We start from the raw sequence: 26,174 nt of genomic DNA, 5'->3' as shown, positions 1-26,174 counted from the left end.
TAAAAAAACGATTTTCTATCAACAAGTTTTTCTCTTTGAAATTTACTATAGCCCCTAGTCCTCTTAAGTATTCTCTACTCCTCTTCCGCCTCAAATCAGCCTTAAAATATGTTTTGATAATTCACGTGTTTTAACTTCGTCTTAACACTAATATGGTAACCGGCGGTTTATTATCCCGATTGTTCAATAGATGATTCAATAATGCGGTCTATCCGGATCCAAGATAGCCACTCAATACGGATAAAGGAATCCATTTGCTCCCCCCAATGATTTTATTTTTTTCATATACGCTTTCCTTAAGGCATATTATTCTGGTATATATCACTAATCGTAATCGTTACGTTTTAAAATAGATAGTAATCGCTCCTCCCCTGCTTGCCAATATTTAAAACTCATTGGTTTTACACTAATAGTAAATCGTAATGATTACTAAAATCATTTACAAATTTAGTAACCTGCTTTACACTATAAATCGTAATCATTTCGATTAACGACCATAATCCAGACCCGCTTTAATAAAGGAGAGTTAATATGAAAAGCAAAAACCCTTTACTAGTTCTATTCTTAATAACCGCAACTGCACTTTCGGGATGCTCATCAAGTAAAGAATCCAGCCATGAGGAAAGTACAGAGACTGAAAAACTCACAGTCTATACAACTATCTCCCCTCTAAAAGATTTCGCTGAAAAAATTGGCGGAGAACATGTAGCAGTAAATACAATATATCCGCCAAACGTTGATGCACACAGCTATGAGCCGACTACAAAAGATATGATAAAGCTTGCAGAATCTGATTTATTTTTCTATACAGGAACAGGAGTTGAAGGATTCACAGAAAAAGCGGAACAGGCACTAAAAAATGAAAAGGTAACAATTGTGAAGGCATTGGAAAATATTGAACTCATCGAATCAGGTCACATTCACTCTCACGAAGAGGAAGAGGGACATTCAAAAGACGAACACCATGGGAACGAAGATTCCCACTCAGAAGAAGATTTACATAATAAAAACGAAGCTGCCCACTCTGGAGAAGACAAACACCATGAAAACGAAGCTGCCCACTCTGGCGAAGACAAACACCATGAAAACGAAGCCCCCCACTCAGAAGAAGATTTACATAATAAAGACGAAGCTGCTCACTCTGATGAAAAACATCATGAAGACGAAGTTCACATTGATGAAGAACAATACGAGGACGAGACACACTCCGGCAAGGAAGATCATGGGGGGCAAGGAAACTATGATCCACACGTCTGGCTTGATCCAATTTTATCTATAAAAATCGCATCCAATATTAAAGATTCTTTCGTCAAGCTGATGCCAGAGCATGCTAAAGATTTCGAAAAGAATTTTCTTCAAGTTGAAAAGGAGCTTAAGGAGCTGGATCGTGAATTTAAAAAGGTGATTGACCAGGCTGATAAAAAACATGTACTTGTGGCCCACGAAGCATATGGCTACTGGGCAACCCGTTACGGCATTATCCAAATCGCTGTTAACGGACTTTCTCCAACCCAGGAACCTTCTCAAAAAGAACTCTCCTCTTTGATAGAAGAAGCAAAAGAACATAACTTGAAGCACATAGCATTTGAACAAAACGTTTCTTCAAGAGTCGCTGAAATCATCCAGAAGGAGATTGGTGCTGAACCTGTTACTCTATATAATCTGGAGTCAATTTCTGAAGAGGACCTAAACAACAACGAAGATTATTTTAGCCTTATGCAGAAGAACCTCCAGACTTTAAAGAAAGTACTGAAGTGATTCTATTATTTTGAAAAAAATATCATGAATTTTAATAGAAATTTATATAATGAACCATTAGGAAAAAAACTAGCATTTTAATAGGAGGCTAATATGATTCGAATAATCCGGTCAAATATACTGGATGTCACTGGTTTCGCTGTAATCCTTATGCTCCTCTTGCTTTTGTCCATGGGAATGGGTTTTCAGGATGAACTTGAAATCCCTTCGTCCATCTTGAACCTGAATACGATTTTTTTAAGTATTTTAATAGAGGCTTTCCCTTTTGTGCTGATAGGGGTGCTGATTGCCGGTATGATTCAGATTTTTGTTACTGAAGAGCATATCAGCAAATGGATCCCGAAAAACAAGTATATGGCGATTGTCATGAGCTGCAGTATTGGTGCTCTTTTTCCGGCATGCGAATGCGGGATAGTGCCAATTATCCGCAGGCTCGTGGGAAAAGGGGTGCCGATCGCAGCTGCCATTGGTTTCATGCTGACAGGCCCGCTTATCAATCCAATTGTCATAGCATCAACCTATATGGCATTTGGGAACAACTTTAAGATCGCTGCCCTTCGTATGGTCATTGGTTTTGGCATTGCGATCATTGTCGCCTTGTTTGTAGGTATGCTTTTCAAAGGGACACAATTTAAATCTTCCCTTTCCTTTGAAAGTCACAGTCATTTTAAAAATCAGTCTTTTCTGGAGAAATTTTGGGCCATGCTCCAGCACTCGATTGACGAGTTTTTCGATATGGCCAAGTACTTAATCATTGGTGCTTTCCTTGCCGCCCTTGTTCAGACCTATATGCCTGCGAAAAGTCTTCTGGAAATCGGGAGCGGAACAGCTTCTTCCCTTGCCGTGATGATGGGGCTTGCCTACTTCCTTTCACTTTGTTCAGAAGCTGATGCCTTTATCGGTGCATCGTTCAGCAGCATCTTCCCTTCCACTTCGATTCTGGGCTTTTTGATTTTCGGGCCAATGATTGATTTGAAAAATACGCTGATTATGATGAGCGTGTTTCGCTTTAAATTTGTCATGACTGTTTTAGCACTAGTGGCCGGAACTGTATTTACGATTCTGATGCTGTTCAACAGCGTTCTATAGGAGGTCTTGTTCATGCAATTTCATGCACAGCAGGCAGCAAGATCCCTCATACTGCTGGGGTTTTCAGTTATGCTATATATGCTGCATTTTACAGATAAGATTTATTTGTTCATCAACCCAAAATATTTATTATTAAGCCAGACAGCCGCTTTCCTCTTCTTGGTGCTGTTTTTTATCCAGATCACACGAGTCTGGACCATAAAAGGTGCGCAAGACCATGATTCCTGCAATCACGGGAACCAATGCTGCTCACATGATGGCCCTGATCACGATCATCATCATGACCATGGAACAACACCTTTTACAGTAAAAAAATTAATGTCCTACTCAATCATTGTCCTGCCTTTGCTGACAGGCTTCCTGCTGCCGGCAAAGGTTCTCGACTCAGCAGTTGCTGACAAAAAAGGCGCCATGCTGTCGATCGCTGGTTCAAGCAAAAGCAGTCAGGACAGCAAGACAATAGGCGAAACGTCAAAGCAGGCAGATAACCAGGAAACAGGCGATTCCGTACAGATACCAGATGAGGCTGGACAAGGCACTGTTATAGCTGAAGGAACTGACACAGCAACAGGTTATGAAAATCTAATGACAGATGCAGAATATAATAAAAAAATGAAAGAACTTGAGACTGGGTCCACTATCATTTTTAATGACAGTATCTATTCCTCCTATTATGAAGAAATCAGCTCCGACATTGATAAGTTCCAGGGCCGGAAGGTAAGCCTCTATGGTTTCGTATATAAAGAGGAAGGCTTTGCCGAAAATCAGCTAGTCGTTTCAAGATTCCTAGTCACCCACTGTGTCGCCGATGCCAGCATAATCGGTTTCTTATCGGAATTCCCGGACGCAGCAAAGATAGAAAAGGATACCTGGATTAAAATAGAAGGTGTCATCGGAACAGGCTCCTATATGGACAACCCTATCCCGCTTGTTAAAGTCGTGAAATGGGAAATTGCAAAAGAACCGGAAGTTCCCTACCTATATCCGGTCAGCATTAAGAGAGATTAATGTTTAGGCCGTTCTCTTGTTTGCTTATGAGCATGCACCAGCAAGGGCCTTTAAGCTATTACTTAAAGATACCCTGTACTTTACATGGCATATACGCCAGAACAACAAAAAACGGCCAGAAATTCTGAACCGTTTTATTTTTTTGTGGACAGCACCGAAATTGTCATTCTTCAGTATAATCATAGTGAGGTGAAAAAAATGTGTGTTTCCCATCATAACATCGAGCAGCAGGCTTACCATTATGCGGAACAAATTCGGCAATACACAAAGTACTGTCCACTCTATATCCAATATATCGGTGCTGGCCGTTTTGCCTTTGAACAAGGTGAACCGCTTCCGGAAAATAGCCCGGGAGTGATATCCAAGATCGTTTTGGCTGATAAGGATGGGAACCAATATCCAATTGAGCCAGATGAACTCGGACTCCGCTTCGCCCGGGGGGAGCTTGCCTACAAGGATTATTTACGTCAGCAAAAGAAAGAAAACGGACAACTGATCGGCCTGACACTCGCCCTGGTTGCTGGTTTTGGGACTGCAGGCTGGGCATTCATCGCATTCCTTTTTTGAATAGAAAAGATTTTTAAAAGAGCCATAATCCCGCTTCAGGATTATGGCTCTTTTCAGAATGAGTCTACTTCACTAGACAGAGTGTATGCCTAGCGATATCATGCACATTAACATTTACAGTTCATCAAACCCATTCTCATCCGATGCTTTGGTGTATTGTCTTGATTTTTGCTCAAAGAAATCGGTCTTGCCAAGGTCCACTTCCTGATAGGCGATGATCCATCGCAACGGATTGGCACGGTATCCGTCGAAGGGAGCATCAAAGCTGAGTTGTTCTGCGCGTTTGTTTGCCATGAACTTGATATAGGCTTCGAGATCAGACATGAGCAGTCCATCGATTTGATTGCCAAGAATATAGCCTGCCCACTCAATCTCCAGCCTTGCTGCTTCCCGGAAGGCTGTGGTCCCAAATTCCCTCAATGTATCTGTGTCATACTCCGGATTTTCACGGAGAACCTCCTTGAAAATTTTTTCAAATAAGCCCACATGCAGCTGTTCGTCACGGTTGATGTAGTTAATCATCGTGCTGGTGGCGACCATTTTCTGATTCCGCGCAAGATTATAGAAGAACGCAAAGCCCGAGTAGAAAAATAGGCCCTCAAGAATGACATCATAGATAATAGATTGCAATAAATTTTCGATGCTCGGGTTTTCAGCAAAGCCTTTGTATCCATCGGTGATAAACTCATTCCGCTTGCGCAGGATGGGTTCTGTCCTCCAATAATCGAACACTTCCTCCTGCTTTGATTTGGGTACAATGCTTGACAGCACATAGCTGTAGGAGTGATTATGGATCACTTCCTGCTGTGCCAGAATAATCATCAGGGCATTTAAACTGGAATCGGTTAGATAGTCAGCCACCTTGCCGGCATAGTCTGTTTGAATGCTGTCGAGCAGTGCCAGGAGCCCGATGATTTTTAAAAAGGCATCCTTTTCTTTTTCGGAAAGCATGGAAAATTGCTTGATATCCTTTGACATATTGATTTCAAAAGGCGTCCAGAAATTAGCGAGCATCCGCTTGTATTTTGGATATGCCCATGGGAAGCGGACATCATCCCAATTCAGGATATTAGAACTCTGGCCGTTTATAATCCCGGTCGAAGCATTGGGCGCATCGATGTCGATAAGTGATCTTTTTTTCAATAAATTCATAGTTTCCCGTCCCTTCCTCTTAACTATGGCAGCTTTCGCATTCGTCAAAATCGCTGCTCGATGTGGAGCGGACATAATAGGTTGTTTTTAGTCCTGATTTCCAGGCATCCATATGCAGTTCCAGCAGGGCTTTTGCCTTGATTGTATTTTTCACATAAAAGTTAAACGAGATGGCTTGGTCGATATGGCGCTGTCTTCGCGCATTCTGCCTGATGCTCCAGTGCTGGTCTACATTGTAGGCCGTCTTGTAATACCACATAGTTTCGGCTGATAGATCCGGTGCCGTCACTGGAATCTTATAATCTTTCTTTTCCTCAGAATACTCCAGCCTGAAAATCGGATCAATGCTTGCTGTCGATCCCGCAATGATAGAAGTCGAAGAGTTAGGCGCGACGGCCATCAGGTAGCCGTTCCTGATACCGTGCTGACTTACTTCCTCTGCAAGAATCTCCCATCTGCCACCAGTGTATTGTCTTTTCTCAAAAAACCGTCCCGTCGACCAATCCGAACCTTCGAAATAAGGATATGCCCCTTTTTCTTTTGCCAGCTCAAGACTTGCCGTGATCGTTAAATAAGCGATTTTTTCATAAAGAGTATCACAGTAATCGACCGCTTCTTCACTCTCCCACTTGATTCCTTTAAGGGCGAGAAGATGATGCCAGCCGAATGTTCCCAGCCCGATTCCCCGGTAATTTTTGTTTGTCATTTGTGCCTGCAGAACCGGAATGTCATTGATATCAATGACATTATCCAGCATCCTGACCTGGATATTGATCACTCTTTCCAGGACATCATCCATCACACTTTTCGCCAGGGAAATCGAGGACAAGTTGCAGACGACAAAGTCACCCGGCTTTTTATATATCAGAATCTTCCCGTCCTCGACTGTTTCCTCTTCTAGGAGAGTCGGGCTCATGTTCTGGGTGATTTCCGTGCATAGGTTGCTGCAGTAAACCATTCCTTTATGATGATTGGCATTCAGCCTGTTCACTTGATCCCTGTAAAACATATAAGGGGTGCCGGTTTCAAGCTGTGAAATCATGATAGATTTAAAGATTTCAATCGCAGGCACGACTTCACGGGACAGCCCAGGATGGTGTACACAAGCCCAATATTTTTCCCTGAACGATCCCGCTCCCTTTTCCTCATCGAAGTAATCCTCAAGCGAAAACCCCATGACACTTCTAACCTCATGTGGATCAAACAGATACCAGTCGCCCCGTTTTTCTACTTGTTCCATAAATAAATCCGGGATGCAGATGCCCGTGAATAAGTCATGTGTCCTCTGGCGCTCGTCCCCATTGTTCAGCTTGGCATCAAGGAACGAAAATATATCCTTATGCCAGACATCAAGGTAAACGGCGATTGCGCCCTGGCGCTGGCCTAACTGATCGACAGAAACCGCTGTGTTGTTCAGCTGTTTCATCCAGGGGATTACTCCGGAACTGACCCCTTTAAAGCCTTTAATATCGCTGCCGCGGCTTCTGATTTTGCCGAGGTACACGCCAATGCCGCCGCCATTCTTGCTTAAGGTGGATATATCCGTGTTTGAATCATAGATGCTTCTTAAATCGTCTGCTACCGTATCAATAAAGCAGCTCGATAACTGGCCATAGCTTTTCCCGGCATTCGCAAGCGTTGGAGTTGCTACAGTCATATAGAGGTTGGAAAGCGCCCAGTAAGCCTCCTCTACCAATCCGAGCCGCTTATCCTTTGGCTCTTCAGCAAGCAAAGTCATGGCGATAATCATGAACCTCTCCTGCGGCAGCTCGGCAAAATCGCCATTTTGCGTGCGGGCAAGGTACCTTTCCGCCATTGTTAAGAGACCTATATATGTAAACAGCTTGTCTTTCGCGGGATCTATCACATTTTCAAGATATTCGATTTCTTCCCGGGAGTAAGAGGATAACAGCTTTTTGTCATAAATCCCGATTTCTATTAGCTTATTGATTACTTCATAGAAAGAACCGTATCCAGCTTTTCCTCTGAAGCCAGCACTCAGCTTGTACAATTTCCTCATGTAAAACCTTGCTGCCACATAGGTCCAGTCCGGTTCATTACGCTCGATTCGTTCAACTGCAGTCAAAATCAGCATGTTGTGAATCTGGTCATCTGACATTTTCTTCGCTTCCAGGGCCTGATAAACCCTTTCTTTAAATGATTGGAAATCTAGTTGAGGAAATGCCTGCTCCATTTCCGTGACCAGATTCGCTGTTTTCTCTTCCTTTACTTGTATACTCATCGCTTATCCCTCCAGCTGGATTATTTTTTCTCTTTTCAAGCCTGTGCTGCCTTCTGATCCCAGCAGTGTTGAACAACTCCCACTCCTCGGCACTCTCCGGAATGACGCTTGCGACCTGCACAGGGACACCATTTTCATCCTTTGCCACCATGGTTAAAATCGAGGTGGTGGTCAACGTTTTTTTGCCAGTCTTAAAGTTTTCACTTTCCACTTTCACGAATACTTCCATTGACGTTCTCCCGGTAGAAATCACCACCGCTTCAAGAGTCAAAATATCGCCAACTACCGCGGATGACAGAAAATTGACCGAGTCGATCGATGCAGTGACAACCGCCCGTCTGCTGTGCTTCATTGCCGCAATTGCAGCAATTTCATCAATATAGGACAGCACGGTCCCGCCAAAAATTGTTCCAAGATGGTTTGTGTCCGGAGGCAAAACCAGCCGGTTCTGAAAAGTCCTGGACACATTTGTTGATAATCCTTCCATACCTGACCTCCTGTGTGTCAAAAATGCTCCCTGAAAATGAGAAAAACCCATCTCGAAAGATGGGTTTAAGTAACGTTGATGTATGAACAGCTCATATGGACCTGCAAAAAAGCACATGAGTCTATCAATGATCCCCGTAATACCTTCCCAATTCCCGAAGAAGATAACACGAATAAATATGGCAGGTCTCCTGACTTGTGCTTCACCCTACTTTAAGGCCTTCCCATCTATTTTTTAGACAGTGGTTCTTCCTTATTTCGTCAGCACTTACAGTTGCGGGAACAGTTCTGGACTCTCACCAGATTCCCTATTAAGTCTAATTTCAGACACCATACTTACCGGTAAATTCAATATTTAGTTATATAAATCACTTACCAACACAATATATCGTGTTATGAATTGATAGTAAATCATATTCGCGGGTTTTTCAACTATTAACATTTTTATCATGAAGTTTCGATGCTGCCAACGCAGCCAGATTGAATGTGGTCGATATATTTCGAAATGTGGTTGATATATCTTTAAATGTGGTCGATAAAATCAAAAATCCACTGATATATTTCAAAATGTGCTCGATATATTTAAATTTTCGCTAATAACATGAATTAGTGAAGCGTCTTTTGCTTCTTTTTCTTTGCAATCTGGACCTTTTGAGGAACTTTTTCGGATTCCCTCATTAATTGAAAGTATTCCTATTTAAAATATTTAATTAAATACCACCCAGCGCATCCGAAAACACCCCAATAGGTGTTTTCCCTTACTTATCTATACTCTCTGTCAAAAATTGTTCAAGACTTTTTGACAGAATTGTGTGCACTAACAGAAATGTGAGGTTCGTCACACCTCGGCTGTGATATAAATGGTTTATTAATCTTGTAAACACTCATATCACATATGGAGGAATTAAAATGGCACGCATAAATACTTGGAATCCTGAAGATGATCGTTTTTGGCAATCTGAAGGAAAAAAGCATGCTCAACGTAACTTGTGGATTTCGGTACCTTCCTTGATGCTCGCTTTCATTGTCTGGCAGATTTGGTCTGTGGTTGCAATTCGACTTAATGATATTGGTTTTAATTTTACTGATCAACAGCTTTTCACACTGGCAGCTATGCCTGGTCTTGTTGGTGCTACTTTGCGATTTGTGTACACTTTTGGAGTAGGAATGATGGGGGGACGTAACTGGACAGTGCTGACAACTGCAGTGCTCGCGATTCCGGCTGTCGGAATTGGCTTTGCCGTTCAGAATCCCGATACACCTTTTTCAGTAATGCTTTTGCTTGCTGCACTTTGCGGCCTGGGTGGCGGAAACTTTTCAAGTTCTTCATCCAACATCAGCTTCTTTTTCCCGAAAAAAGCTCGTGGAACAGCGCTTGGTATTAATGGCGGTTTAGGTAATATGGGTGTATCAGTCGTTCAATTCGTAACACCACTGATCATTACAACTGGAACATTCGCTTTTATTTCCGGCGACGGACAGAAATTATCAAACGGACAGGAAGTATGGCTTCAAAACGCGGCATTCATCTGGCTGATTCCAATCGCCATCGTAACAATTGCGGCATGGTTTGGCATGGATAACCTGCCTGGTACAAAGCAATCCTTCTCAGATCAGTTCGTTATCGTGAAACGCAAGCATACTTGGATCATGACATGGCTTTACGTGGCAACATTCGGCTCTTTCATTGGGTACTCAGCGGCTTTCCCGCTATTGTTGAAAACACAATTCCCTGAGCGTATCTCACTTGCATTCCTTGGCGCATTCCTTGCTGCAGCATCACGCCCTGTAGGCGGATGGCTTGCTGATAAGATGGGGGGAGCCAAGCTGACATCCATCGTCCTGGTTGTGATGATGGCTGGAGCAGGAAGCGTTATTTTCTTCCTTGGCAATAAGCAGTTCAGCGGCTTCCTGGTTTCATTCCTGATCCTGTTCATTGCAGCAGGTATCGGTTCTGGATCAACGTTCCAAATGATTCCTGGGATTTTCGTTCCGAAAGAGGCAGCTCCAGTACTTGGTTTCACAGCAGCCTTCGCAGCATATGGCTCATTCCTGATTCCGAAGCTGTTTGGCTGGTCAGTCAATATTTCCGGAGGCTATGCTCCTGCATTCTTCATCTTTATCGGCTTCTATGTGCTTTCCATAGTCCTGAACTGGTATTACTACCAGAGGAAAGAGTCCGTGGCAGTATTTGAAGCAAAAAAGACAACAGCATAATTTCCAAAGCCCTGCCATTTTGGCAGGGCTTTTTACGTTTTAAGCTTAAATTTATTGGGTAATTAGAACTACATAGAGAGATATACTCTTTTTAAAAGGGGAGATCAAGATGGTGACACTTTTTCTATTCGAAAGAGAACTCCGTCAACTTAAAGATGAATATCAGTCAAGTGCTAACAAAATCATCAAATCTCAAATCCTCAATGATATTGCCCTTCTTACAGCAGCTATAAAAGAATTAAAAGAGAGCCGTGATACAAACGGCTCCATGCCCTCTACATGGCGAGAGTAGTTTTCCTTGCCGTACTGCCGATTGGAGCAGGCTTTCCAAAGAAGTAGCCCTGGAATAGCTGATATCCCTTTTGCTTAAGCCACTCAAAGTCTTCCTCTGTTTCAATCCCCTCAGCCAGCGGTACAGAACCTAGCCGTTTCGCTTCGGCTAAAAAAACGGAAGCCGTAATCTGCTTTTTAGAATCTTGCGCAACACCCTGAACATATTTCATATCCAATTTCATGTAATGGGGCTGCAGATCGGCAAGCAGCTCCAATGTGCTATATCCTTCTCCAACATCATCGAGCGCATACCGGAAACCCTTTTCTTTGTAAAAAGTAAGGATTCTTTTTAAGTGGTCTGTATCCTCCACATTTTCAGTCTCTACCACCTCAAACACAAGCCGATCTGGGTCAACCCCCAGTCGGTCAGCCAGCATTGTAGTCGACTTTAAACAAAATTCGGGCGAATAGATCGACGTCGGAATAAAATTGATGAACGCCTTTTTGTCAGTAAAAGAAGCTGCCCTTACTGCGGCCATCCTGCATATTCGATCCAGAGCATATAATCGGTCACGCTTTTTGGCAGCGCCGAAAATTTCGCCAGGATAAATGATTGAACCATCTTCCCGGTAAAATCTCGCCAGCATCTCATGGGCATAAACTTCACCCCTAGCATCAACAATCTGCTGCGCATGGCAAGTAACCAGTTCTTTACGGATGACTTCATCAATCCACTGGCTCTCCAGAATTTCCTCCGCTTCCGAAAGCCCCCGCCAACTCCCTCCATCCAGTCGAAATAAGACCTCATTTGAATCCATGTGATCATGGCAAAAATCTAGAAAGTCCCTCATTCCAGCTTCTTTTACAACCAGTGAATCATCAGTGGCCTGAACCAATTCACCATTACGCTCCATGTGACGAACCACTTCAGGATGGATGGATAAATTCCGCTCCCCTTCTATCTTTATCTCAAACTGTAATTTTCCCACCACACACGCATTGCAACTCATAGCATCCAGCTTCCTCTCAGGTTCGTTTTTCCCCCATCGAGGCCATGTAAATAAAGGGGGATAAACTTTTTGTATGGCTGGTTCTACCCATGTTTTGAATGTTCCCCAACCAAAAAAAGCGCTTCTTCCGTTTTATCGGAAAACATACGCTTTCGTTTTACCTAATCCTCTCTATTCCAAATCTTCACTATACAACTCCATCACGACAGAAGCCGCACGTTCAGCTGACAGAAGCGCTCCTTCAAGATGACCTCCATGGCCTGATGTAGTTTCGGTACCTGCAAAAATAACCCTTTTCTCCCACGAATTTTTACCTGCCGGCAGTCCGTAGTCAGGAAAACTGGTCAATGGCCTGGTGCCCTCCTCCATGGTTGTGTCTGAATCGCTTGCCCAATCTTTATAAAGAAGAGCAATGGGTTTTTGTGCCGCAGGGCCAAAGAGTCGTGTCAATTGATCGATGACAAGTTTAAGTGTATTTTCCTCACCGAGCTCTTGACGTTCATTTGCAGGAAGTCCGAAAAAGCCAAAAAGGGCGCCTTGTCCCGTTTCAGGCGATGCATCGTGTATTTCCTGCAAGGGGCCCGCCCAGCTGGTAACCTGGCCAGAGAGACCCTGTTCTCTCCAGAATGGATGATCATAAATCGCAATCGCTTTTGCCTGTCCCGCCATCCAAGTCGGCTTGTTTTCCAGGCCGGCAATAAGTTCCTCTGGCATAGGTGGTGAAAAAGCAATCCTTCCGGCAACGATCCTGGGCGGCAATGCAAGGATTACAGCTGATGCCTGGATGCTTTTCTTTTTTCCATCAGGCAGCTCTGCTTCAATCGTGACCTCATCAGATTCATCACATTGCATTGCTGTTACCCTAGTATTTAGTTCAACCGTTCCCGGCAAAAGTCTCGTTGTAATGGCGTCAATGAGGGATTGAATTCCGCCTGCCAGACGTACCGATCTTTCTACAGAGCCTTCTGGCAGAACATGCCGCTGTACCTGCCCAGTTTGCGATTGCTCATAAAGCAAAGCTCCTGCGGTATACTGCTCGATTGTGCGTAATCCATAATCTTTCACCATTTTAGCAATAACAGGTTCATGATTTGGCCAGAACCAGGTCGGCCCCAAATCAAATCTGCCGAGCTCGGGCCTGTCCTTGGGTGCCATGCTCAAAACCCTGCCTCCAATCCGGTCCCGCGCCTCGAAAACCTTGCAGCTAATTCCCTTTAATTGAAGCTGAGCGGCTGCATAAAGCCCAGATAAGCCAGCCCCGACAATAACAACAGGTTCTTTCATAATTGAATCCTCCAGTGACGTAGACCTTTCCGAAGTGGGGAGCAGGTTCGGACATTTCCCAACTTTGTCCGAATTCTGCCTTGGTTCGGACACTCCGACAGTCTATCCAGCGTGTTTTGTCCGAAGTCAGTCCAGGTTCGGACATTCCACCTGCTCTTCCCGCTAGTTTTGTCTGAAGTCTGCCTATGTTCGGACACTCCGACAGTCTATCCAGCTATTCTCGTCCGAAGTCACCCCTAGTTCAGACATTCCACCTGCTCTTCCCGCTAGTTTTGTCCTAAGTCAGCCTATGTTCGGACATTCCGGCAGTCTACCCAGCTAGTTTTGTCCGAAGTCAACCCAGGTTCAGACTTTTCTCCAACTCTTCCCGGTGGTGTCATCCAAGGTCTGTATCATGTCCCAAACCACTTCTAGATAATTTTGTTTGAAAGTTTAGCCATATATAACGCAACTCCCAGCCCGGAGTCTCATAATTGAATCTGTTTTATCACTCTGGCTGGATTTCCGCCAACTACAACGTTATCTGGGACGTCTTTCGTAACAACTGCCCCTGATGCGATGACGACATTATCGCCTACCGTTACTCCCGGGTTTATGATGGCACTACCGCCAATCCATACATTGTTTCCAATCGTAATCGGCTTTGCATATTCCCGGCCGGAATTCCGTTCAACAGGATGCAGGGGATGTGTTGCGGTATAGATTTGCACACCAGGTGCGAGCATACAATTGTCACCAAATCGGACTTCGCAAACATCCAGGATCGTGCAGTCGAAATTCGCAAAAAAGTTTTCCCCTACATGTGTGTTATATCCATAATCAAAACGGATATTGGGCTCCATTACCACGGTTTCCCCTGTTGAACCGAGCAAATCTTTTAATAACTTTGTCCTTATTTCACCTTCCGTTTCTGAAGTTTGGTTATATATTCTAACTTTACGTCGGGCTTCCTCACGCTCTTTTACTAAGACCGGGTCTGCAGGGTTGTACATTTCCCCGGCCAGCATCTTCTCTTTTTCCGTCTTCATTCCTCAAGACCTTCTTTCAAATATTGCACACGTGTTCATTGTTTCTTCCAATTAAAAGTTAAAGATGATGGCTATTTCCCACAACATTTCTTATATTTTTTCCCGCTTCCGCAAGTGCAAGGGTCATTCCGTCCAACCTTGCTCCTAGCATTCAGATCAATTATATTTGAAGAATCATTTGGCTGATTCAAAGGGAAACTCGGCATTGGTTTTAAATGTTTTTCCTCTTTTTTACGCAATTCCGCAGGTGAATAACCTTTCAAGATCCACTGGCGTGTATTGTTGTAAAGATCCATAACATGTGCAGTTAATTGCTTCAAAAATTCGAAGGAAGGAATCTCAAATATACTCTTCAAATACTCAATGATCATTGTCGGGTGGTCATCCGAATTGATCATATACACAAGTTCATCAGCGATTTCGTCCATATCCTCTACTGTTAGGTCATATGATTCTGATATAAACCGAAGAAACTTTATCATTTCAGGAGATTTATCAACAAAACCAGGTTCTCCTGCTTTTAAAAGCTGTTTCTTTGTAAATGGATAGTAATCTACACGAGGGCTAGTTTTGTGTCCCTCAATAATCTCTTCTACATCTGCAATGCTTTCATCCGCTATATACATGCCATTGGTGCCTCGGTAAAACCTTATTTCCTGATAATAGTCAATTGCGCTAGTCAGTACACTCCTATATCTTAGTATGTCGACGTCATCTTCAGAGAAAGCTTCAATCTTCTCAAGCAATTTGGAGTCCTTCATCACTCCATAATAATGAATCATTCCATGAACAAGACGTATCCACTCTGTATTTTGGCGGATTGTCTCTTTCAATTCAATCTGGTCTACTTCTGCAAATTGGTTGATAAGTTCAACCGGAATGGCTAATTGCTTTACCCCGTCCTTCATGACCGGAAAAACAATTCCGAGGTTTCTAAGCGATTCCACACTGTAAATAGGAAACTCATTTGTAATTCGCAATTCACCGGAATTTTTAATGATATTTCTAATTAAATCGTACCTTTCCTGGTCAAAGGTTTTTAATATTTTTTCAAATTCGATTGGAACTAACCTGGCCAATTCACTTGCCATTTCAGCCTTTTTTAACGAGCTCATTCCTGTAAGGTTAAGCTTCTTGCGAATGGAATCCAACTCATCCTTTGTCAGCAAGATTAAAGCATCATTCAGCTTGAATGGTTTCTCCATATCCTTCCAAAGCTTTTCGTACCTTTTTCTCTGCAATTGATGGTGATGACCCATTGTATTTTCAAGTGCGTTTAAAAGTTGGTTTTGCATTTTTTTATCCATTTTATCCATTTTGAACTCCTTATTAATCCATTCGTAACCCTTCACGGTTTCCAGCTTTATTATACATACTATACCTATCCCAGCCTCCGTTTTAAAGGCAGGAGCTCAAAAAGCGGACCTATAATGGAGTGCGCTTTTTCTAAAGATGAACCCAATTGATTCGAACATCCGCCTATAACGCTTCATATTATGTAGTCATGATTATGAACAGATAGGAGTAATCGCATGCCAGAAGAAACGAATAACCTACCAGTTGAATTGGTCAATGTAACGAGTCCTGCGTTGAATTCAAGGCTTGGGAGATATTTTATAGGCAAAACTGGACTGCTGAACTTTGGTGGCGGATATTATGCCTGGGGTGGAATCGTGAATCCCATTGATTCTGGAATCAATCTATATATCGATCTTTTTACCATTACAAATTATACGAATCAAAACTTCATCGGTGAGATTTGGTTAAATGCACTTCCGCCAAAAAATGCAGCAACCTCTTTCGATGTAACTCCAACAAACCAGGCAGCTTCCCCATCTCCAAAACCAAAGGCGGTCATGAAATATGCTGGTTCTTCCTCTGAACGCATGACTAGAGGTGTGAATATTTTTGATCGAATTGTTCCTCAAAATTCCACTCTTGTAAGCGATTCGCATAATGGATCGATCATTATTGGTCCTGGAGGTTCCTTCTCCATACTGCTGAGACCGCACGGATATCAATACTTCACAGGGACCATTGTTTTGACCTGGTGGGAGGAAAAAAGTGAATCACCGGTCAATGTTTAAGGATGAGGAGGCAGGATTATGAGCTTTGATTCAATAATGAATGAGAAAAAAGTCCGTGAAGCCACCATACTGCCCGAAAATGTATTTCACTCTTATCAAGGCGAGTATTTTTTGGGACAAACGGAACTTATAACCTTTGGAGGAGGATACAATGGCTGGGGGAGATTAGTCAACCCTGCGGACTCCAATGTGAATATGTTTTTGAACGCTTATACCATTTCCAACTATTCGGGTGAGGCCTTAACAGCGGAAGCCTGGCTAAGCGGCAGACTCCCCGGGAGAGGAATCATCTCACAAAATTTTGCGGCCGGGAACCAGGCCATTATTCCGCCGCCCATGCCCAGGGTAAATATTGAAAGTTCCAGTATGGTGCCGGTAAGGCCCACAGAAGGTACCCATGCCTTTGTAAGAAGAGTGGAACCCCTGGCAACCCTGACAAAGCATGATTTCCAGGGGATGTTTATCATACCTCCAGGGAGTTCCTTTTCCTTATTCTTTTTGTCTCCCGGTAAAAGTCAGGGCTATGCAAGAGTCGCCTTTGGCTGGTGGGAAGAAAAGATATAATCATCATTTAAAAAGCGAGTTTCATTTAGGTCCTTGAACTATTTAAATGGGATGTTTGTGCAAATAACAAAGCGGTTTTTTTGAAAAAACCGCCTTTTTTATTTGCTATTTCCCATCCCTTTTTGGTGCCGGCCATACAACGGGTGATTCTGCCACTGATAATGGCCATATTATTTTATACTCTTTATTGATAATTTGAGCCAGTAAAGCGTCTGCCAGAACGTTTTGCCCGTTTGAATCAAAGCGGACGCCCCGCCACGGCATGATCAAATTTTTACCCGGAAGGTTTGTTTGGCGAAGAGCTCTTGTTATTTCATCTCTATTTGTACTTCCAGCCCGATTTATTGCATCAGCCAGGACGAGAAGCCCTGTAAAGCTTCTTGCGCTGGTTTCGTTCAAATCTTCATGATATTTTAAGCGGTAAAGTTCATTGACTTCTGTTACAACAGGTTTGACTTTCCCCAATCCCAGTGCCCAGGCAACACGACTAATAATGTAATTGCCATCTTCCCCTACCGCTTCTAAAAACTCTGGTATGGTATAGCCGGCATTTTGGACAACCAGCCCGTCCGGAAACCAGTTCAGCCTTTTAAGACTTTGAACCACTTGAATAGCATCGGAAAGGAATTGGTGCCCAAAAACAGCTTGTGCCTTACTTTTTCGAATCTTAATGAGTTCACCCAATAGCGATGCAGCGGGAGGGCTGTACATTTCAAGTTCTACAAGTTCCCCGGGGAATTTTCGGATAAGATTTTGTTCAATCACAGCTGCTTCTAATCCAAAAATAGAATCCTCCGTCAAAATCGCGAACTTTTTAATCTCTCTGCCTCTATTTTTCAGATAATGAAATAGTTCGAAGAAAAGTTCGGTATATAAATGATCATTGGGTGCTGTTCTAAAAAAGAATTGGTAGTTCCTCTCTGTAAGCGACGGTGCAGAAGCTTCCGGGGTTAAGAAAGGCACCTTTTTCTCTTCAGCTATAGTGGAAGCTTGTAGTGTAACACTGCTTTGATAACAGCCAATTAACACTGCAACCTTTTCTTTTACAATTAACCGTTCTGCCACTTCCCGGCCAATTGCCGATGACCCCTGGGAATCTCCATAAATCACTTTAATTTTACGGTTATCCAATAAGGGAAGACCTATAGTACGAGCTAAAGGCAAAGGCAAGTCATATGAGTTATTAATAATACTAACAGCCAGATCTATGGCCTTGCGAATATCCTCTCCAACTGTAGCCAGGGAACCTGTAAAAGGATAAACAGCTCCAATTTTGATCACTTTTTCTTCTCTCATATCATTCTCCCTCTCCTGCTTTCACCTTAAGAAACGTCTGCTATTTACTTTATATTCATCCAATAAAGGATGGTTTACAAAAATCAGGAGCAAAAAAGGACTTGCTCCGTTGGAAACCCGGTAAAAAGATTGGAATGAGAGAACACAAAAAAAGCAGGAACCTGTTAGATTCCTGCTTCGCCTCACCTTATGATGCTTTTTTAATTTCAATCACTTTTCCTTCTTCGCGCCATTTCTTAAATTCTACTGCAGCCGTGAATAAAACGTCCGTAGATGAGTTAAGGGCTGTCTCAAAAGAATCCTGTAAAACACCGATGATAAATCCTACTGCAACTACCTGCATCGCAACATCATTCGGGATGCCGAACAAGCTGGCTGCAAGGGGGATCAGCAGAAGCGAACCGCCAGCCACTCCTGAAGCGCCGGCAGCACTGATTGCAGCTACAACACTCAGAATGATGGCAGTTGGAATATCCACTTGAATGCCAAGTGTATGAACTGCAGCCAGTGTCATAACAGAGATTGTGACTGCTGCTCCAGCCATGTTGATGGTAGCGCCTAATGGAATGGAAACGGAATATGCATCACGATCCAGACCTAACTCTTCACAAATTTTAATATTAACAGGGATATTCGAAGCCGAACTGCGAGTAAAGAATGCAGTAATACCACTTTCTTTCAAGCATTTAAAGACAAGCGGATATGGATTTTGCCTCATCAAGGCGAATACAATGATTGGATTGACCACGAGGGCCACAACAAGCATACAGCCAATCAGAACCGCAAGCAATTTGCCATAGCCGAGCAAAGAACTAAGTCCATTTGCCGTGATGGATTCAAACACCAGGCCCATGATGCCAAGTGGGGCAAACTTTATCACCCAGGTGACGATTTTGGACATGGCATCTGAAAAATTCCAAATCACTGTTTTAGTTGAATCAGCCGCATTTTTCAGAGCAAGACCAATCAGGACTGCCCAGGCTAAAATACCGATATAATTAGCATTCATAAGAGCGTTAACCGGGTTATCAACAATATTGAGCAATAAGGTTTTAATAACCTCTACAACACTTCCAGGAGGCGTCATGCCCTCGGTGCCAGCTGTAAGCTTTAAGCTTACCGGGAACATGAAACTAGCAATAACCGCAATCAGTCCGGCTGCGAAAGTTCCTAAAAGATAGAGAGAAATAATCGTTTTCATGTTTGTTTTCTGTCCGCGTTTATGCTGGGCAATTGCCGACATAACCAGGAATAAAACTAATACAGGGGCAACTGCCTTCAGGGCACTTACAAATAAAGACCCAAAAATAGCAACTGGCTTAGCCACTTCCGGGATTATTAAAGCAAGGATAATACCAATTAACATACCCGCAATGATCTGTTTGACCAGGCTTACTTGATTCCACTTCCTCAGTAAATCTTTCATCGTCATCTCCCCCACTAGTAAGTTCTTTTCTTTTCTGAACATGAGACCAACAACCACTTATGACAAGTTGCAGTCATTGTACTCTTAGAAAATACATTTGTCCTTATTTTGAGTATTATAGAGGCAAAAATATTATATTACAATACAAAGATTTCATCACTATAATATTTTAACTTTCTAAATACTCAATCTATCATACATCAAATTGAATCTAACTGTTAATAGATAATTGTTCCCAACAGTGGGCCTTGATTAAAAATACCATTTATATTCGTAAAAAGAGGCCTACTCAACAACTCTCATTCGGCAAGAGGGATGAATGAATGGCTGCTTTTATTCTAGCAACTTAACTATTTTTAAACCCCAGCAATTTATAGATACACTTGATTTGCAACCTCCGGCAATAAAAATAGCAGACCAATTTATTGGTCTGCTATCTGCCAAACTAATGATTAATTACGCATTGCCAGTTCCGATGTCTCACGAGCCTTTGCATTAAGGTCAAACCGATCTGCGTTCATGACCTTTACCCATGCAGAAATAAAATCACGCACGAACTTCTCTTTGTTATCCTCCTGAGCATACACTTCTGCAATCGCACGCAGCTGTGAGTTCGAACCGAAAACGAGGTCAACTCTGGTTGCTGTACGAACAACATCACCTGTCTTGCGATCACGTCCCTCATAAACCCCTGCGTCTGCAGGCTTCCATTGTATTCCCATATCGAGTAAATTCACAAAGAAGTCATTGGAGAGTGTGCCTACACGGTCAGTGAATACGCCGTGTTTTGTGCCGCCATGGTTCGTGCCGAGCACACGCATCCCGCCGATCAGGACCGTCATTTCAGGTGCACTAAGGTTCAACAGCTGCGCCTTGTCCAGCAAGAGCTCTTCCGGACTCACACCATACTGTTTTTTCTGATAGTTGCGGAATCCGTCTGCATAGGGCTCAAGCACCGCAAAACCTTCTGCATCGGTCTGCTCTTCTGTTGCATCCCCGCGCCCTGAAGTAAATGGAACTTTTACCTCAAACCCAGCATTTCTTCCGGCTTTCTCTATTGCGGCACTCCCGCCTAATACAATCAAGTCGGCAAGACTGACGTTCTTATCCAGATGACTCTGAATGTCCTCAAGTACATTCAGCACCCTTGAAAGCTGTTCTGGCTGATTTACTTCCCAATCCTTTTGCGGAGCCAGACGGACGCGCGCCCCATTCGCTCCTCCTCGGAAGTCCGAGCCACGGAAGGTACTTGCCGAAGCCCAGGCAGTCGTAACTAACTCGCCGATAGTAAGCCCAGAGTCCAGAATCAGATCTTTTATTTTTTCTACTTCCTCATTCGTCAATTCATAATCGACTTTTGGAACGGGATCCTGCCAGACGAAATCTTCTTTAGGAACTTCCGGACCTATATATCTTGTTTTAGGGCCCATGTCACGGTGTAATAATTTGAACCAGGCACGTGCAAATGCATCAGCAAATTCTTCTGGATTCTTATGGAATCGGCGGGCAACTTTTTCATACTCCGGATCGTGGCGTAGAGCAATATCGGTAGTCAGCATCATGGTTGGAACTTTTACAGAAGGATCTTCTGCATCCGGAGCAAGATCCTTCTCTGCAGGATCCACGGCCAGCCACTGATAGGCACCAGCCGGACTCTTTGTCAGCCACCAATCATATCCGAACAATAAATCAAAGTAACCATTATCCCACTGTGTTGGATTTGCCGTCCAGGCTCCTTCAAGACCGCTGGTAATGGTGTCACGCCCTTTGCCGCTTCCGTATGAATTCTTCCAGCCCAAGCCCAACTCTTCAATAGAAGCCGCTTCTGGTTCTGGACCTACTTTGGCTGCGTCTCCTGCACCATGTGCTTTGCCAAAAGTATGGCCGCCTGCGATTAATGCTACCGTTTCTTCATCGTTCATGCCCATCCTCGCAAAGGTTTCGCGTATATCCCGGGCAGCTGCAATGGGATCCGGCTTACCATTTGGGCCTTCCGGGTTCACATAAATAAGACCCATTTGCACGGCAGCAAGCGGATTTTCTAATTCACGGTCCCCTGTGTAACGTTTGTCTCCCAGCCATTCTGATTCAACACCCCAATAAGTGTCTTCTTCTGGATGCCAAATATCCGGACGTCCTGCGCCAAAACCTATTGTCTTGCCGCCCATCGACTCAATGGCCACATTGCCTGCCAGTAAAATCAAGTCAGCCCAGGAAATCTTGTTCCCATACTTCTGCTTGATAGGCCATAACAACCGCCGGGCTTTATCAAGATTGCCATTGTCAGGCCAGCTGTTCAGCGGTGCGAATCGCTGTGAACCAGTTCCTCCTCCGCCGCGTCCGTCACCAATACGATACGTACCCGCGGAATGCCAGGCCATACGGATGAACAATGGCCCATAATGTCCATAGTCAGCCGGCCACCAGTCCTGACTGTCTGTCATAAGGTCGGTAAGGTCCTGTTTTAGAGCATCATAATCAAGCTTCTTGAATTCTTCGCTATAATTAAAATCTTCTCCCATAGGGTTGGATTTTCGATCATGCTGATGGAGAATATTCAATTGCAGCTGGTTTGGCCACCAGTCTCTGTTTGTCGTCCCGCTAGTTTTATGAGAGGCAGCACCCCCGTGCATCACCGGGCATTTTCCAACCTTAGCAGTATCCTTGTCCATTCTCTTTCCCCTTTCATTAAAATAAAAATGATTGAACTTTCAACATTAATAAATATGACAGGGACAAGGGATTTAGTATCTATAATTGGAATCTTTTATGATGAGAAGTGATTGAGGTTGGAATTAGGGGGTAGATGAGAGAGATTAAATGTAAGAGGCTAGCCAAAATATACTTCTACACTTTTTTCTTTTTGTGCAGTTTTCAAACAGCTTTGGATAAAAGTAAGAATCTGTTTTTGATCCCAGGATGTACAATCACTTTCCGACGGTGAATCACCAGTATTGAAAAATTTCTTATAGCCATCCATAGCCTTTTCAACTTGTTGCTCCGAGAAAATTGAACTTTTTCCTGACCCGCTGACTCCGGCATAAAACTGATAAGCATCCAGAAACCTGTACAGCAGGAGTGCATTATGATTTCCCATGCTAAAACGCGCATAAGCAATTTCTTCCCTTGCTTTATTCAAACCGTATATATCATGACCCATTTTATGTTCCTCCTTCAAATATAAATTTGTAATAGAAAATGCTGTTGGTCAGTTTACATGGCTACCACTCCTTTCGCGTACAATTAGGAGAAAACATAAATATGAAAGATAAAGAGAGATATTATCCCATGGATACAAATAAAAAGGAACATACAATATATTGAGGATTTTTAAATCATTAAGAGAATGTGAGTTTGAGTGTCGGAGGATAAAGAAGTGATTTTTTTGAGGCATACTTACACAAAAATAATACCATATCACGTATTAATTCAATTGGTTTTTTTTCAACATATTAAAACATTTTTGTGAACGCCTTCCTCTGTAATCATGGAAAGGCGCCTGAAGGCAGTCCAGATTGGTTGTCTCTTTCCTTCAGATTCATATAACCGTAACACCCGATAGGTTACGATATAAAACCTTTCTATTAATTACGTAAATTTTTTGCAAAAAGTCCCCCAAACTAAAGTCTGAGGGATTTCTGAATATATTTAAATCAATTAATAGATTCCTACCGCATCAAATCCAGATTTTGCAGCCGCCTCTTCCTCGCTGCCTTCCCCATATAGATCGATAGCAGACTGAACAATCGCCTTGCGTGCGTCGCTGAAGTTGGAATCAGGAGTTAGATAAACTGTTAAAGCACGATAATAAATTTTTCCTAATTTTTCTCTTCCGAGGTCCTGAGCAATCAAGTACGCTGCATGGTTTGTGATGGATGAATTAACATGGACTCCGCCCCCATCAACAGTAACAGGCATATGATAGAACTCGTCCATGTGGTCTGGGTAGACACCGCCATTTGTGCTGTATGCTCTTCTTTGTTCGTTGCTCACGATAACACCGTTTGGATTGCTAAGGCTGCGCAGTACTGTCGAACCGTTCGCTTTAGCTTCTGGAGCCATGATATCCTCGCCCATTTCCCAGTCACTATCATCAACCAGTGCACCGAAGACATCAGCAAATGATTCGTTCAGTGCCCCAGATTGATTACGGTAGACCAGATTTGCTGAATGAGTGATTACACCGTGAGTCATCTCATGGGCTGCAACATCCAGGCCTGCTGATAGAGAGATCATGAACTTGCCGTCCCCATCACCGTAGGTCATCCAGCGTCCATTCCATGATGCATTATTGTAATTTTTCCCATAGTGAACTTTAGAAATAATCGCCATTCCTTTCCCGTCTAAGGAGTTGCGGCCATGTTCATTCAGGAAATAATCATAAACCTTTTCAGAATTATAGTGCGCATCGACAGCCGCTCGATCATAGTCACTGATAAACGCAGCTGAATTCCCAACATAAAGTGTATCATTGCTGGAAGTGTTATCGTTTTTGGCATCATACGTAACGATTCCGCCTAAGTTTGCATGAGAGTAATCCGCTAACGAAAACTTAGTGCCAGTATTCTCTTCCTTCACCGGGGTAATGTGCAGTTCCCTGTGTTCACCATGTACACCTTTTCCGGCACCTTTTTGTGTTTTCATTTCATCTGCATGCATCAGGCCATTATATTGATCAATAACCTCACCTGTTTTTGCATCCACAAAGACAAACCAGTTTCCAGGCTCATCTCCCATAAAGTTAATATTTACTTTATATGCTGTGTGGTTTTTCCCTTCAAAAGGATAGACAACCAGCTCAGACGTTGGTTCGTATGTAAGCTCTTCAGGGGCATTCACAGAGGACTTGGCCACTTTAAGCGCAGCTTCACTGCTTAAAGAGGCAGTGGTATCCACTGAAGCATCGGTAACGGTTTGGTTTACTCGGCCATTCACCGATACTACTTCATTATCCTTATTAAAATGGACGATAATTTCCGAGCCTTCTACATTGATCCCATTTACAGCTTGATTGAAGCGGACATGAGTCATTCCCAATTCATCTGTTTCGATGTTTTTCACTTTGAGGTTTTTATCCAAATGGCTGATTCCCGTTTTACCCTCGTGCTTCTGTAAATAACTTAAAGCATTAGAAACATTACTAGAAGAGAATCTTTCAGCATAACGTTCCTTCACAAAAACAGGGACGCTAGCCCTCTCATTCCATTCCTTACTCACTGCCCCGGAGCTAACAGGCTCTGCAAAGACACTGCTCAGAGGAATAGAACCGACTAACATAGCTGATGATAGAATTACAGGTGCTAAAAATTTTTTCTTCAATATTTTTACCTCCCATCAATTTCCATTCTCCCTAATTATAGGGGGGAGGCGAAATAATATCATGAATAATTAGAATTATTTGAATAATATTAAATGGTGAACAATTTTTCCCATTTAAGAGATACGATGGGTAAAAAATACCATTGTAAGCGATTGTGTTCATTCAAAATGCTAAATAACTAAAATAAGCCCATCCACTGACAGGCCTAATGCTTAGAAACATATAAAAATTGACCGGAATGAGTCAGTTATAAAACCGCCCACACCCCAGCCAATTAACTGCTAGTACAATTATTACCGATTGTAGGGTTTAACGTCCTGATTCTGTACTTTAAATTAGGACGACTCTTCTACTATTCCTCTATTCCATCAATATTCTTTGCCGCAAATTGATCAAGCAATTCACGTACTTCAGCTGTTGACTTTGTGTTCATTAATTCATTTCTTAATCCACTCGCCCCGTGGAAGCCTTTGACATAGATCTTGAAAAAGCGATGAAGAGCCGTAAACGGCCGCAGCTCTAAATGCGAGTACTTATCATGGAGATCCATATGCAATCTTAAGAGATCAAGCAGTTCGTCACTGCTATGTTGTTTCGGTTCCTTTTCAAAGGCAAATGGATTATGGAAAATGCCACGCCCAATCATGACCCCGTCAACACCATATTGACGGGCCAGTTCTAAGCCGGTCTGACGGTCAGGAATATCCCCATTGATCGTCAAAAGGGTATCTGGTGCCACCTCATCACGAAGTTGCTTAATCTCCGGGATCAGCTCCCAATGTGCATCCACCTTGCTCATTTCATCCCTTGTACGCAGATGAATGGAGAGATTGACAATATCTTGTTCCAAAATGTGTTTCAGCCAGCTCTTCCATTCGTCTACTTCTGTGAAACCAAGCCGCGTCTTTACACTTACAGGCAATCCTCCTGCTTTTGCTGCCTGGATTAGCTCACCTGCAACATCCGGACGGCGGATCAGGCCGCTTCCCTTCCCATTCTGCACCACATTGGGTACCGGACAGCCCATATTGATATCCAGACCCTTAAAGCCCATTTCCGCCATCCCAATGCTCATTTTCCGGAAGTTTTCAGGCTTGTCCCCCCAAATATGGGCTACAATCGGCTGTTCATCCTCTGTAAAAGTCAAACGCCCGCGCACACTCTTGATCCCATCCGGGTGACAATAGCTCTCTGAGTTCGTAAACTCAGTAAAAAAAACATCAGGTCTCGCTGCCTCACTCACCACATGGCGAAAAACAACATCTGTCACTTCTTCCATTGGTGCCAATATAAAAAATGGCCGTGGTAAATCACGCCAAAAATTTTCTTTCATAATCGTTCAATTCCTCTCATTATGGGATTGTGAT

20 protein-coding genes, 1 pseudogene and 1 riboswitch are annotated in these 26,174 nt (G+C 43.1%); of the genes and pseudogenes, 8 read left to right on the top strand and 13 right to left on the bottom strand.

What is annotated here, in order from left to right:
• Positions 1–531: 531 nt before the first annotated feature.
• From B5X77_RS01965 to B5X77_RS01950, 4 genes are all read left to right on the top strand, one after another.
• Positions 532–1,758: a metal ABC transporter solute-binding protein, Zn/Mn family gene (locus tag B5X77_RS01965; RefSeq protein ID WP_079504581.1), complete on the top strand. Its 1,227-nt coding sequence runs from the start codon at positions 532–534 to the stop codon at positions 1,756–1,758.
• A gap of 93 nt (positions 1,759–1,851) precedes the next feature.
• Positions 1,852–2,847 carry a permease gene (locus B5X77_RS01960; protein ID WP_079504579.1) on the top strand — a complete coding sequence of 332 codons (996 nt, stop codon included), beginning with the start codon at positions 1,852–1,854 and terminating at the stop codon, positions 2,845–2,847.
• Positions 2,848–2,859: 12 nt separating this feature from the next.
• Positions 2,860–3,855: a TIGR03943 family putative permease subunit gene (locus tag B5X77_RS01955; RefSeq protein WP_079504577.1), complete on the top strand. Its 996-nt coding sequence runs from the start codon at positions 2,860–2,862 to the stop codon at positions 3,853–3,855.
• Positions 3,856–4,053: 198 nt separating this feature from the next.
• Entirely contained in the window at positions 4,054–4,422 is a 369-nt protein-coding gene (locus tag B5X77_RS01950) for a hypothetical protein (protein ID WP_139378278.1), read from the top strand.
• A 114-nt stretch (positions 4,423–4,536) separates the two neighbouring features.
• Here B5X77_RS01950 and B5X77_RS01945 read toward each other — a convergent pair whose 3' ends face one another.
• From B5X77_RS01945 to B5X77_RS01935, 3 genes and pseudogenes are all read right to left on the bottom strand, one after another.
• The gene (locus tag B5X77_RS01945) at positions 4,537–5,574 is read right to left on the bottom strand and encodes a ribonucleotide-diphosphate reductase subunit beta (RefSeq protein WP_079504573.1); all 1,038 of its coding nucleotides are present in this window, start codon (positions 5,572–5,574) and stop codon (positions 4,537–4,539) included.
• A 19-nt stretch (positions 5,575–5,593) separates the two neighbouring features.
• Positions 5,594–7,816, bottom strand: coding sequence for a ribonucleoside-diphosphate reductase subunit alpha (locus tag B5X77_RS01940; protein WP_079504571.1), 2,223 nt, complete (start codon positions 7,814–7,816; stop codon positions 5,594–5,596).
• Positions 7,817–7,850: 34 nt separating this feature from the next.
• Positions 7,851–8,303: pseudogene (locus tag B5X77_RS01935) on the bottom strand (acyl-CoA thioesterase); the annotation flags it as partial.
• Between the two features lie 163 nt (positions 8,304–8,466).
• Positions 8,467–8,652, bottom strand: a riboswitch (cobalamin riboswitch).
• A gap of 559 nt (positions 8,653–9,211) precedes the next feature.
• On the opposite strand from B5X77_RS01935, the gene B5X77_RS01930 reads away from it, so the two are divergent.
• Positions 9,212–10,519 (top strand): NarK family nitrate/nitrite MFS transporter, encoded by a 1,308-nt coding sequence (locus B5X77_RS01930; protein WP_079504567.1) that lies wholly within the window; start codon positions 9,212–9,214, stop codon positions 10,517–10,519.
• 109 nt (positions 10,520–10,628) lie between these two features.
• A complete protein-coding gene (locus B5X77_RS01925; RefSeq protein ID WP_079504565.1) occupies positions 10,629–10,811 on the top strand; it encodes a hypothetical protein in 183 nt (60 codons plus the stop codon).
• Here the strand turns inward: B5X77_RS01925 and B5X77_RS01920 are convergent.
• From B5X77_RS01920 to B5X77_RS01905, 4 genes are all read right to left on the bottom strand, one after another.
• Complete coding sequence (locus tag B5X77_RS01920; protein ID WP_079504563.1) at positions 10,795–11,802, bottom strand: EAL domain-containing protein; 1,008 nt, start codon at positions 11,800–11,802, stop codon at positions 10,795–10,797. The two genes, B5X77_RS01925 and B5X77_RS01920, sit on opposite strands and share 17 nt — an antisense overlap.
• Positions 11,803–11,973: 171 nt before the next feature.
• The gene (locus tag B5X77_RS01915; RefSeq protein ID WP_079504560.1) at positions 11,974–13,086 is read right to left on the bottom strand and encodes a flavin monoamine oxidase family protein; all 1,113 of its coding nucleotides are present in this window, start codon (positions 13,084–13,086) and stop codon (positions 11,974–11,976) included.
• Between the two features lie 467 nt (positions 13,087–13,553).
• Positions 13,554–14,114, bottom strand: coding sequence for a sugar O-acetyltransferase (locus tag B5X77_RS01910; RefSeq protein WP_079504558.1), 561 nt, complete (start codon positions 14,112–14,114; stop codon positions 13,554–13,556).
• Positions 14,115–14,185: 71 nt separating this feature from the next.
• Entirely contained in the window at positions 14,186–15,430 is a 1,245-nt protein-coding gene (locus B5X77_RS01905; protein WP_079504556.1) for an SEC-C metal-binding domain-containing protein, read from the bottom strand.
• 216 nt (positions 15,431–15,646) lie between these two features.
• Between B5X77_RS01905 and B5X77_RS01900 the strand changes: the two genes are divergently transcribed.
• The gene (locus B5X77_RS01900) at positions 15,647–16,201 is read left to right on the top strand and encodes a DUF6143 family protein (RefSeq protein WP_079504554.1); all 555 of its coding nucleotides are present in this window, start codon (positions 15,647–15,649) and stop codon (positions 16,199–16,201) included.
• An 18-nt stretch (positions 16,202–16,219) separates the two neighbouring features.
• Entirely contained in the window at positions 16,220–16,765 is a 546-nt protein-coding gene (locus B5X77_RS01895) for a DUF6143 family protein (RefSeq protein WP_079504552.1), read from the top strand.
• Between the two features lie 105 nt (positions 16,766–16,870).
• Here B5X77_RS01895 and B5X77_RS01890 read toward each other — a convergent pair whose 3' ends face one another.
• From B5X77_RS01890 to B5X77_RS01865, 6 genes are all read right to left on the bottom strand, one after another.
• Complete coding sequence (locus B5X77_RS01890; RefSeq protein WP_079504550.1) at positions 16,871–18,061, bottom strand: ABC transporter substrate-binding protein; 1,191 nt, start codon at positions 18,059–18,061, stop codon at positions 16,871–16,873.
• A gap of 187 nt (positions 18,062–18,248) precedes the next feature.
• Entirely contained in the window at positions 18,249–19,487 is a 1,239-nt protein-coding gene (gene sstT, locus B5X77_RS01885) for a serine/threonine transporter SstT (protein ID WP_079504548.1), read from the bottom strand.
• A gap of 452 nt (positions 19,488–19,939) precedes the next feature.
• Positions 19,940–22,159 carry a catalase/peroxidase HPI gene (gene katG / locus B5X77_RS01880; protein WP_079504546.1) on the bottom strand — a complete coding sequence of 740 codons (2,220 nt, stop codon included), beginning with the start codon at positions 22,157–22,159 and terminating at the stop codon, positions 19,940–19,942.
• Between the two features lie 158 nt (positions 22,160–22,317).
• Complete coding sequence (locus tag B5X77_RS01875) at positions 22,318–22,647, bottom strand: hypothetical protein (protein WP_176167199.1); 330 nt, start codon at positions 22,645–22,647, stop codon at positions 22,318–22,320.
• Positions 22,648–23,144: 497 nt separating this feature from the next.
• Positions 23,145–24,806: a M4 family metallopeptidase gene (locus B5X77_RS01870; protein WP_079504544.1), complete on the bottom strand. Its 1,662-nt coding sequence runs from the start codon at positions 24,804–24,806 to the stop codon at positions 23,145–23,147.
• Between the two features lie 353 nt (positions 24,807–25,159).
• A complete protein-coding gene (locus B5X77_RS01865; protein ID WP_079504542.1) occupies positions 25,160–26,140 on the bottom strand; it encodes a tRNA dihydrouridine synthase in 981 nt (326 codons plus the stop codon).
• Between the last annotated feature and the right edge of the window lie 34 nt (positions 26,141–26,174).

The organism is Mesobacillus jeotgali (assembly GCF_900166585.1).
GTDB lineage: Bacteria > Bacillota > Bacilli > Bacillales > Cytobacillaceae > Mesobacillus > Mesobacillus jeotgali_A.
Note: the sequence above shows the minus strand (reverse complement) of the source record. Positions and strands in the feature narration are given on the sequence as shown.